Origin of the sequence: Nocardiopsis sp. NPDC058789 (assembly GCF_042745575.1) — a bacterium.
Lineage (GTDB): Bacteria > Actinomycetota > Actinomycetes > Streptosporangiales > Streptosporangiaceae > Nocardiopsis > Nocardiopsis eucommiae.
On the sequence record NZ_JBHYOW010000008.1, the window covers coordinates 315,495 to 325,775 of the forward strand.

General features: G+C 70.9%; 10 protein-coding genes. 5 read left to right on the top strand and 5 right to left on the bottom strand.

Annotated features, from left to right (window positions below; genetic code table 11):
* Positions 1-11: 11 nt before the first annotated feature.
* From ACFW3L_RS14805 to ddaH, 3 genes are all read right to left on the bottom strand, one after another.
* On the bottom strand, positions 12-395 hold the full coding sequence (locus ACFW3L_RS14805; protein WP_378740448.1) for a DUF2784 domain-containing protein: 384 nt from the start codon (positions 393-395) through the stop codon (positions 12-14).
* An 84-nt stretch (positions 396-479) separates the two neighbouring features.
* Positions 480-1,445, bottom strand: a complete 966-nt coding sequence (locus ACFW3L_RS14810; RefSeq protein WP_378740451.1) for a helix-turn-helix transcriptional regulator — start codon at positions 1,443-1,445, stop codon at positions 480-482.
* A 106-nt stretch (positions 1,446-1,551) separates the two neighbouring features.
* Entirely contained in the window at positions 1,552-2,349 is a 798-nt protein-coding gene (gene ddaH, locus ACFW3L_RS14815; protein ID WP_378740453.1) for a dimethylargininase, read from the bottom strand.
* A gap of 143 nt (positions 2,350-2,492) precedes the next feature.
* Here ddaH and ACFW3L_RS14820 point away from each other — a divergent pair, with 143 nt between their 5' ends.
* Positions 2,493-3,617 carry an NAD(P)/FAD-dependent oxidoreductase gene (locus ACFW3L_RS14820; protein WP_378740455.1) on the top strand — a complete coding sequence of 375 codons (1,125 nt, stop codon included), beginning with the start codon at positions 2,493-2,495 and terminating at the stop codon, positions 3,615-3,617.
* Positions 3,618-3,677: 60 nt separating this feature from the next.
* Here ACFW3L_RS14820 and bioB read toward each other — a convergent pair whose 3' ends face one another.
* Together bioB and ACFW3L_RS14830 are read right to left on the bottom strand one after the other, a co-directional pair.
* Positions 3,678-4,751 carry a biotin synthase BioB gene (gene bioB, locus ACFW3L_RS14825; RefSeq protein ID WP_378740457.1) on the bottom strand — a complete coding sequence of 358 codons (1,074 nt, stop codon included), beginning with the start codon at positions 4,749-4,751 and terminating at the stop codon, positions 3,678-3,680.
* A 94-nt stretch (positions 4,752-4,845) separates the two neighbouring features.
* Positions 4,846-5,325 carry a GNAT family N-acetyltransferase gene (locus ACFW3L_RS14830; protein ID WP_378740460.1) on the bottom strand — a complete coding sequence of 160 codons (480 nt, stop codon included), beginning with the start codon at positions 5,323-5,325 and terminating at the stop codon, positions 4,846-4,848.
* 346 nt (positions 5,326-5,671) lie between these two features.
* On the opposite strand from ACFW3L_RS14830, the gene ACFW3L_RS14835 reads away from it, so the two are divergent.
* The 4 genes from ACFW3L_RS14835 to ACFW3L_RS14850 all read left to right on the top strand — a co-directional run.
* Complete coding sequence (locus ACFW3L_RS14835; RefSeq protein ID WP_378740462.1) at positions 5,672-6,220, top strand: M23 family metallopeptidase; 549 nt, start codon at positions 5,672-5,674, stop codon at positions 6,218-6,220.
* A 316-nt stretch (positions 6,221-6,536) separates the two neighbouring features.
* Positions 6,537-8,627: a catalase gene (locus ACFW3L_RS14840; RefSeq protein ID WP_378740465.1), complete on the top strand. Its 2,091-nt coding sequence runs from the start codon at positions 6,537-6,539 to the stop codon at positions 8,625-8,627.
* Between the two features lie 292 nt (positions 8,628-8,919).
* Positions 8,920-10,104 (top strand): alcohol dehydrogenase catalytic domain-containing protein, encoded by a 1,185-nt coding sequence (locus tag ACFW3L_RS14845; RefSeq protein WP_378740468.1) that lies wholly within the window; start codon positions 8,920-8,922, stop codon positions 10,102-10,104.
* Positions 10,105-10,159: 55 nt separating this feature from the next.
* The coding region (locus ACFW3L_RS14850) for a ChaB family protein (RefSeq protein ID WP_378740506.1) at positions 10,160-10,281 on the top strand (122 nt) is incomplete at its 3' end.

Sequence of the window (10,281 nt, forward strand, 5' to 3'; positions counted from 1 at the left end):
GGTTCCCGGGACTACCCGGACACCGGCTCGGGAGCGGTCACCGGACCACGCCGGTACCGCCTCCACGCGGCTCCGGCGTAGGCACAGGCGACGATGCCCGCGATCACGAACCGCGAGGTCATCAGATGCTCCTCCGGGTAGAGGACACCGGTGATGTGGAAGTCGATGAACCCGTTCTCCATCACCTCGCGGCCGGTGTGCGCACGTGACCAGTTCTCGATGTCGGTGAGGAAGCACGACCAGCCGATGACGACGATCCCCAGCGCGTAGACGGCCACCATCAGGTGCGGCCAGAACATCCTCGGCCACTTCCACGAGAGGAAGCCGCCGAGGACGACATAGGCGAAGAACAGGTAGTGGAGGACCATCGCGGTGTGGCCGATGAGGAGGGGCATACCGCGAACCTAGGCCGGGGGCACGGCCCCGGGCATCGGTGCGCGCACCCACCCAGGGTGAGTACCCGTACTCATGCGCGCCGGTCAGCCCTGCGGGGCCTCGCCCATACGCAAGAGCCGTCCTCCCAGCCGGGCCATCTCCGTGCGCAGCTCCACGGGCTCCTCCACCTCCATGTCCATATCGAGCATCGCCAGGTAGCACGCCATGCCGACCAGGTCGTCGCTGGCGCACAGCAGCAGGCAGGAGTGCTCGTCCACCGCCTCGATGACGCCGTAGTGCGCGGCGGGGCCCGCCAGGGCGGTCTCGGCGGAGACCCCCAGGCGCACGCGCGCCTTGATCGGCCACATGTGCAGGTTCATCCGGTCGGCCAGGTACCCGGCCACCCCCCGTTCGGGCGGCTCGCGCGGAGGCACCCGCGGGCCGGTGGGGGTGAGGGGGCGCATCCGGTCCAGCCGGAAGGTGCGCCAGTCGCCGCGACCGGTGTCCCAGCCCACCAGGTACCAACGGCGCCCCCGGGAGACCAGCCGGTGCGGCTCCACGGTCCGGCGGCCCGTGGAGCCGTCGTGGCGTTCGTACTCGAAACGCAGCAGTTCGCTGTCGCGGCAGGCGGACGCCACCAGGGTGAGGGTCGCGGAGTCGACGGTGGGACCCTCACCCGGCATCGGGACGGTGAAGGTCCCCAACGCGTCCACGCGCCGACGCAACCGGGAGGGGAGCACCTGAAGGAGCTTGGCCAGGGCCCGCACCGAGGTCTCCTCGATCCCCGAGACCCCGCCCTGCGCGGCGGTCCGCAGGCCCACCGCGACCGCCACCGCCTCGTCGTCGTCCAGGAGCAGCGGCGGCAGGGCGGCGCCCGCCCCCAACTGGTAGCCGCCGCCGGTGCCCATGGTCGCCTGGATGGGATAGCCCAGGTCACGGAGGCGGTCCACGTCGCGCCGGACGGTGCGCGGGCTGACCGCGAGGCGCTCCGCCAGCTCGCCCCCCGGCCAGTCCTTGCGCGTCTGGAGGAGGGAGAGGAGCTGGAGCAGCCGGGCCGATGTCGACATCATGCCCAGAGTGTGTCAGAGGTGGAGGTCAGTTCCCGGCCTCCACTCGCCACCGCGCCGGAAGGGCCCGGGCCCCGGAACGGGCACGTGAGGGCCGCTTCCGCTCCGGTCAGGCGGAGGTCCGCGAGGGACGGTCCGGGACCAGCACGCTCAGACAGGTCACGCAGGCCTCCAGCTTCTCGAACTCGGAGATGTCCACCGGCAGCACCCGCCAGTGGTCCGCCGCCAGCTGGTGGATCGTCTCGTGCGCGGCGGCGCTGACCAGCACGTCACGGCCCCCCAGAGGCAGCACGTGCGCGCCCGGTTCCTCCAGCGCGCGGCGGATCGGTGGCAGTCCGCTGGTGTCGACCAGATCGGGCAGACCGACCAGAGTGCCGTCCGGCAGCGCGGTCACGGCCGACTTCAGGTGCAGCGCCCGCCCCAGCCGTACCCGGAGGACCTTGCGACCCAGCGGTGCCAGGTGCCGTTCCAGCTGGTCGGCGCCGTCCTCGTTGGTCCGCCCACCGATGCCCACGTACACGGTCTCCCCGACCTGCAGGACGTCGCCGCCGTCCAGGCTCCCGGGCGCCTCGATCCGGGCCACCTCCAGTCCCAGGGCGCGGACCGTGGTCTCCACCCCCGTGACCTCGCCCCGTCGCTCGGCCGCCCCCGAACGGGTCAGGACCGCCAGGTCCTCGCACACCACCACCGGGTCCTCCACGAACACCGAGTCCGGGTGTTCCGGTGCGGGGTCCACCTCGTGCACCCGCCACCCCGCCGAGGCCACCGTCTCCTGGTAGATGGTGTACTGCCGGGCCGCCAGCACCGGGTCGACCGAGGTCCTCTCGATGTGGGTGACGATGCCGTCGTCCAGCCGGGGGCTGGGTCGGCGCATCAGGGCGACCCCGTAGTACGTGTAACCGTCCATGCGACCTCCAGGGAAGAAGGGGAAGGGGGCCGGGCTCCGACGAGCGAAGCCGCAGCGTATCGCGACTCCCTACCCCGATTCGCGGACCGGCACGCGGGGCGAACGGCTTGTCCGTGGGCACGGGTCGGGGCAGGGTGGGACGTATGGACGTGATCGTTGTCGGCGGCGGGATCGTGGGAGCCAGCGCGGCCTTCCACCTGACGAAGAAGGGCGTGTCCACGGCGTTGGTGGACGCCTCCCACCTGGGACAGGCCTCGGCGGCCGGATCGGGGATCGTGTTCCCGTGGCCGTTCCCCTGGGACGCGCCACCGGTGTGGGACTTCAAGGCCCGCGCGGCCGCGCACTACCCGGAACTCATGGCCGAGCTGGCCGAGGACGGCCAGGTCACCGGGTACGAGGTGGTCGGCGGGATGTCCGTGGACCGTGAGGGCGGTGACGCGGGGTTCGAGCTCCTGCGCACGCTCTCCGAGCGTCCCGAGTTCGCCACGATGGGACGGGTGGAGCGACTGGCCGAGGGGGAGCCCCGGCGCCACTTCCCGTTGCTGCCCGAACCCTACGCGGGCGTGCGCGTCGAGGGGATGGCCCGGACCGACGGACGCCGGGCACGGTCCGCCCTGTTCAACGCGGCCGGGGAACGCGGTCTGCGCTACTACAAGGGCGACTCGCGGCTGCTGTGGAACGGTCACCGCGTCACCGGCGTACGGGTGGGCGCGGAGGACCTGGAGGCGCCGACGGTGATCGTGGCGGCCGGGGCGTGGTCGGCGGGACTGCTGTCGGTGGCCGGGGTGGAGCTGGGGGTGCACCCGGCACGGGGCCAGATGACCCACTTCGCGCTCCCGGGCCGGGACACGCGTGCCTGGCCGGTGGTGCGGTTCGGTGAACGCGACTACTACGTGAGCGCCTTCGCCCCCGACCGGGTGGTCACGGGAGGCACTTCCGAGCCGGAGGCGGGTTTCGACCGCAGGGTGACGGCCGGAGGCCTGGCGCACAACCTGTCCACCGCGTTGGAGCTGCTGCCGGAGCTGGCCGATGCCAGCGTGGTCGAGACCCGTGTGGGGTTCCGGCCCGTCACCCACGACGGCCAGCAGCTGCTCGGCCCCGTCGAACGGCTGCCCGGCGTGCTGGTGGCCACGGGGTTGGGTTCGCAGGGGCTCACCTTCGGCCCGTTCCAGGGGGTGGTCGCCGCCCGGTTGGCGATGGGGGAGGACCCCGGGGTGGACCTGTCCGCGTTCGTTCCGGACCGCGACCAGACCCCCTCCGTGGTCTGAGCCGGTGGGAGCGCGCGGGAGCGGAGAGACTCCTCCCGCCGCGCCCCCACCGGACCCCCTTCAGGCGTTGGGCGGCAGCTCGGTTCCCGCGCCCCGCTGGCGGGTCCGCAGCAGGTCGTGGCGCTCACCCGGGAGGGTCGGCTCGCCCGCGCCCTGCACCTCGAAGCCCGCGTCCGCGATCATCTCCAGGTCGTCCCCGCCCGCCTGGCCCTCACTGGTGAGGTAGTCACCCAGGAAGATCGAGTTGGCGATGTGCAGCGCGAGGGGCTGGAGGGAGCGCAGGTGGATCTCGCGCCCGCCGGCCAGCCGGACCTCCACGTCGGGGAAGACGAACCGGGTGGCGGCCAGGATGCGCAGGCAGCGCTGCGGGGTCAGCTCCCAGGTGCCCTCCAACGGCGTGCCGTCGAACGGCATGAGGAAGTTGACCGGAACCGAGTCCGGGCCCAGGTCGCGCAGGGCGAACAGGGCGTCGACGAGATCGTCGTCGGTTTCCCCCATGCCCGCGATCAGCCCCGAGCAGGGGGACAGTCCGGCGTGCTTGGCCCGTTCGACCGTGTCGACACGGTCGGCGAACTCGTGTGTGGTGCAGATGTCGGAGTAGCGCTCCTCCGAGGTGTTGAGGTTGTGGTTGTAGGCGTCGACCCCGGCCTCGCGGAGCTGGTCCGCCTGGCCTTCGGAGAGCAGCCCCAGGCAGGCGCACACCTCCACTCCGGGGTGCTCCTCCTTGATCCCGGCCACCGCCGGGGCGAGACGGGCCACGTCGCGGTCGGTGGGGCCGCGCCCGCTCGCGACCAGGCACACGCGGCTGGCCCCGGCCTTCACACCGTGTGAGACCACCTCACGGGTCTCGTCCGGCTTGAGCCAGGTGTACTTGACGATCTCGGCCCGCGACCCAAGGCGCTGGGAGCAGTAGAAGCAGTCCTCGGGGCACAGGCCACTCTTCATGTTCACGAGGTAGTTGAGCTTGACCCGGCGGTCGAAGTAGCGACGACGGACCCGGGAGGCCGCGGCGAGCAGGTCCATCAGGTCGTCGTCGGAGCTGGTCAGCACCGCGAGGAGTTCGTCACGGGTGGGGGTCTCGCGGCGCAGGGCCTTCTCGGACAGTGCGTGGAGGCAAGCGTGGAAAGTCGTCACGGGCACGATCCTGGGGGGTGGCGGCGGGTCCGCGCAGTGCCGGAACCCGCCAAGAAACCGGTCGATGTCTTGTGTGTCGACGCGGGTTCACCGGTCAGGGGCGTGCATCACCGACCGCCACGGGGCCGGTCCACCGGCCCATGGGCGGCAGGGGGTCGTCCGCGACCGCGAGCGGGGTGAATCCGGCGGCGCGGAAGAACGCCAGCCTTCCCGCCACCCCCTCGCCGCCCTCGGGAAGGAGGAAGACCCACCGGACCCCGGCCTGGCGCGCCTCCTCCACGAACCGGTCCAACAGGGCGCACCCGATCCCGCGCCTGCGCCAGTCGGGGTCCACGACGACCGCGAGCACGTACCCGTGGGGCGGGGGCGTGGGTGCCCCCGGGCCCGTGTGGGCCCAGTCGAGCACGGCCTCCAGCCATCCGACCACCCGACCGTCCTCCTCCGCGACGAGGACCACCATCCCGGGAGGCAGCAACTGCTCCGGATAGCCCTTCGTGTCGAAATGCGGTGCGGCCCGGACCATGAGGTCGCTGATCGCGGGGCCGTCGTCACCGGTGGCGTTCCGGACCGTCATTCACCCAGCGTAATGGAGAGAGCCTTCAGTGTCCCGCCGCATTCCCCTGTGTGCTCTCCGGATCGGCGTTCGCGTCCGGAAAGTCCATTTACCGTTCCCTCACGAACAGTCGCCCTCACGGAACCGCGTACCGGGCCTTTCCTCCGGTTCCTCCTATCCGCGAAGAACGACGTCCGCGCGACCCGAGGGTGAACTCTCCGGAGGGATCTCCGGTCGGGACGCTCGTTTTCTCGGACATCTCTGGAGGAAGGCAGAAAAACGATCCGGTTTCGTGATCGCAGCCCTTTCCGTGGGTATCGAGCCTCCGTAGTTCTCGCACCCCCGCTCCCGCGAGGAAAGGACCCCCATGAAGATCCCCCGTTTCGGCGCCCCGTTCCGGCGTCTGAGCATCCTTCTGGCCACGGCCCTGTTCACCGCCGTGCTCGTACCGGTGAGCGCGGTGTCGGCCGAACAGGCCGTCGCCGCGGTCAACCTGCGCACACCCTTCGACTGCGGCCAGGTCTGGAACGCCAACACCCGGACCAACCACAACCCGCAGCTCTCGGTCGACTTCCAGCGTTCGAACGCCCTGAACCAGAACGTGCGCTCCAGCGCCGCCGGAACCGTGACCACGGTCGCGGACCGGGGGAACACCAGCTACGGCAAGTACATCGTCATCGACCACGGCAGCGGCGTCACCACCCTCTACGCGCACCTGAACTCGCAGTCGGTCTCGGTGGGCACCAGGGTCAGCACCGGCACCGTCATCGGCAAGGTCGGCAGCACCGGCGGCTCGACCGGCCCGCACCTGCACTACGAACAGCGCGTCAACGGCACCGTCGTTCGCGCGGTGCTCAACGGTGTGTCGATCCGGTACTTCGGCAACACCACCATCACCAGCAGCACCGGCTGCTGACACCTCACGGTTCACGCGCGGCGCGGGTCCCTCGGGGCCCGCGCCGCCGTCACTCCTCCACTCGTGTGGCCCGGACCAGCCACTGACCCGCGACGCCGCACACCCGGCGTCCCCGCTCCGGGCGCGGGGTGGTTCGAGCCGCTCACGCCACCACGACGCGACCCCTGGTCGTGAAGCCTTTCCAGGGGCGGGCGTTGGCTGGGCGAAGACGGGGTCAAGTTCCGGCGCGCGGCGTTTACGGTGTCACCTCGTCGGTCATGGCGAGGCAGGACGGACAGTCACTCGACACGACCTGAACCCGACGGGGGAGTTCGACATGACCGATCACGAGCAGGACGCCAAGGACCGACTCCTGGAACAGGACCGCACCGACTCCCAGGGCCCGCTGACCACCGAGACCGGTGTGCGGGTCGAGGACACCGACAACTCACTCAGCGTGGGAGAGCGCGGTCCCACACTCCTGGAGGACTTCCACGCCCGGGAGAAGATCACCCACTTCGACCACGAACGCATCCCCGAACGCGTCGTGCACGCGAGGGGCGCGGGGGCCTACGGCCACTTCACGCCCTATGAGGACCTCTCCGAGCTGACCGCCGCACACTTCCTCAGCGGGCCCGACGTCACCACCCCCGTGTTCGTCCGCTTCTCCACCGTGGCCGGGTCACGGGGCTCGGCGGACACGGTGCGCGACGTGCGGGGCTTCGCGGTCAAGTTCTACACCGAACAGGGCAACTACGACCTCGTCGGCAACAACATGCCCGTCTTCTTCATCCAGGACGGCGTCAAGTTCCCCGACTTCGTGCACGCGGTCAAACCCGAGCCGCACAACGAGATCCCCCAGGCCCAGTCGGCTCACGACACCCTGTGGGACTTCGTGGGCCTGCAACCGGAGACCACGCACATGGTGATGTGGCTGATGTCGGACCGGGCGATCCCGCGCAGCTACCGCACCATGCAGGGCTTCGGCGTGCACACCTTCCGCTTCGTCGACGCCCGGGGGCGGGGCACCTTCGTCAAGTTCCACTGGACACCACTCCTGGGTACGCACTCGCTGGTGTGGGACGAGGCCCAGCGCATCCAGGGCAAGGACCCGGACTACAACCGGCGCGACCTGTGGGAGGCCATCGAGCGCGGCCAGTTCCCCGAGTGGGAGCTGGGGGTGCAGCTGGTACCGGAGGAGGACGAGCACGCCTTCGACTTCGACCTGCTGGACGCCACCAAGATCATCCCCGAGGAGCAGGTGCCGGTCCGCCCGATCGGGCGGATGGTCCTGGACCGCAACCCGGACAACTTCTTCGCCGAGACCGAGCAGGTCGCCTTCCACACCGCGAACGTCGTCCCGGGGATCGACTTCACCAACGACCCGCTGCTCCAGGCCCGCAACTTCTCCTACCTGGACACGCAGCTGCTGCGCCTGGGCGGGTCCAACTTCCAGCAGATCCCGGTCAACCGGCCCGTGACGGAGGTGAGCAACAACCAGCGCGACGGGTTCGCCCAGCACCGGGTGCACCGCGGTCAGACCTCGTACTTCCCGAACTCCCTGGGTGGGGGATGCCCCGCGCTGGCCGACGAGGGCGTCTACCGTCACTACACGGAGAAGGTCGAAGGCCACAAGATCCGCAAGCGGGCGGAGAGCTTCAAGGACCACTACTCCCAGGCCAGGCTGTTCCTGAACAGCCTGGCCTCCTGGGAACGTGAACACCTGGTGGCCGCGTTCCGGTTCGAGCTGGGCAAGTGCGAGGAGCTGGCGGTGCGTCAGCGGGCGGTCGCCAACCTGGCCCACGTCGATCACGGCCTGGCCGTCGAGGTGGCGGAGGGCCTGGGGGTGGAGCCCCCGCAGGACCCCGGCACCGCCCGCCACACCCGGACCTCACCCGCGCTCAGCCAGGCCAACACCGCGTTCGGGGACCTGACCGGGCGCCAGGTCGCGGTGCTCGTCGACCACGGCGTGGACGGCTCCGACGTCGATACCCTGCGACGGGCCCTGGTGGACAAGGGCGCGGTGGTGGAGGTGCTCGCCCGGTTGGACGGCTCGGTGCGCACCCGCGAGGGCGGAGCCCTGCCGGTGGACCGCGCCTACACCACGGTCTCCTCGGTCCTCTACGACGCCGTGGCCGTCCCCGGCGGCGGTGACGCGGCGGCCTCACTCGCCCGAGACGGCGAGGCCAGACACTTCGTGCTGGAGGCCTACAAGCACTGCAAGGCGATCGCGGCGGTCGGCGCGGCCACCACGCTGCTCGACGCGCCGGGGCTGCCCGACGCGCTCGGCCATCCGCCCACGGTCACCGAGACCACGCAGGGCGTGGTGCGTGCCCCTGCAGCCGACGAAGGCCTGATCCGGGAGTTCGCGCGTCTGATCGGGGAGCACCGCGACTGGACCCGGCCGACCGCGACGGTATCCGCCTGATTCCGAGCGTCCCCGCGCGGGCCTCGGTGAGGACAGGGAGCCAGAAGACGTTTCGTGGGACGGGAGGTCGGCAAGGGCAACCATAGGAGGCGGTCGACGTGAAGGGACGCGGTCACGACCGGGCTGGCGGACGTCAGCGCGGCCGAGCCCTCCCAGGGAGACCGCCCACCGACCAGGCCAACCTGGAGAGGGACGCCGCCCCGCCCGGTCAAGGGGGCCCGGGCGGGGCGTTCCGGTCGGCCTCCGGCAACCCCGCGCGACACGGACCAGCACTCCGGAACGGAGGAGAACCGTGAGAGCAGTGGTGTGGAACGGCACACGCGACGTCAGGACCGAGAACGTACCCGACCCGCGCATCGAGCAGCCCGACGACGCCGTCATCCGGGTCACCAGTTCCGGCCTGTGCGGCTCCGACCTGCACCTGTACGAGGTCCTCGGACCGTTCATGAGCCCGGGTGACGTCCTGGGACACGAACCCCTGGGCGTGGTCGAGGAGGTCGGCCCGGGAGTCACGTCCCTGGCACCGGGGGAGCGCGTCGTCGTCCCCTTCCAGATCTCCTGCGGGCACTGTGCCATGTGCGAGACCGGACTACAGACGCAGTGCGAGAACACCCGAGCCGAGGACCAGGGGACCGGAGCCAGCATCTACGGGTACAGCTCCCTGTACGGTTCGGTGCCCGGCGCGCAGGCTGAGTATCTGCGAGTGCCGCGAGCCGCCGACAACGTCATCCCCGTCCCCGGCCGGGGTCCCGACGACCGCTACGTCTTCCTGTCGGACGTGCTGCCCACGGCCTGGCAGGCCGTGCGCTACGCGGACGTCCCGCGGGGCGGGTCGGTGGCGGTCCTCGGGCTGGGCCCCATCGGTGAGATGTGCTGCCGGGTCGCCCAGCACCTGGGCGCCGGACGGGTCTTCGGCGTGGACCCCGTCAGCGACCGGCGCGCCCGTGCCTCCGCGCGTGGGGTCGAGGTCTTCGACCCCTCCCAGGGCCCGGACGACCTGGTCGAACAGATCCGGGATCGCACCGAGGGACGCGGACCGGACGCGGTGATCGACGCCGTCGGCATGGAGGCCCAGGGACACGGATCCGCGAGGTTCGCGCAGCGGGTCGCCGCGTTCATGCCCAAGGGCGCTGCCGCCAGGCTGATGGAGACCGCCGGAGTGGACCGCCTGACCGCACTGCGGACGGCGATCGACCTGGTGCGCCGGGGCGGGACCATCTCGCTGATCGGCGTCTACGGCGGCATGGCGGACCCACTGCCCATGCTCACCCTCTTCGACAAACAGATCCAGCTGCGGATGGGACAGGCCAACGTCCGCCACTGGGCGCCCGAGATCCTGCCCCGACTGGACGATGACGACGTCCTGGGTGTCGACGACTTCGCCACCCACCACGTGAGTCTGGACGAGGCGCCACGGGCCTACCAGAACTTCCAGGAGAAGTCGGAGGGGACGTTCAAGGTGGTCTTCCGCCCCTGAACACGCCCCGCGAGCCCACGCGGCACCGGCACACGAACCGGAGGAGTCGATCACGATGCCTGGAGAGAAGGAACTGCCGGACACTCTGCGCAGGTCGCCGAGGAAGGCGCAGCGCACGTGGATCGAGGCGCATGACAACGCGGTCGACGAGTACGGCGAGGGGGAGCGGGCCCACCG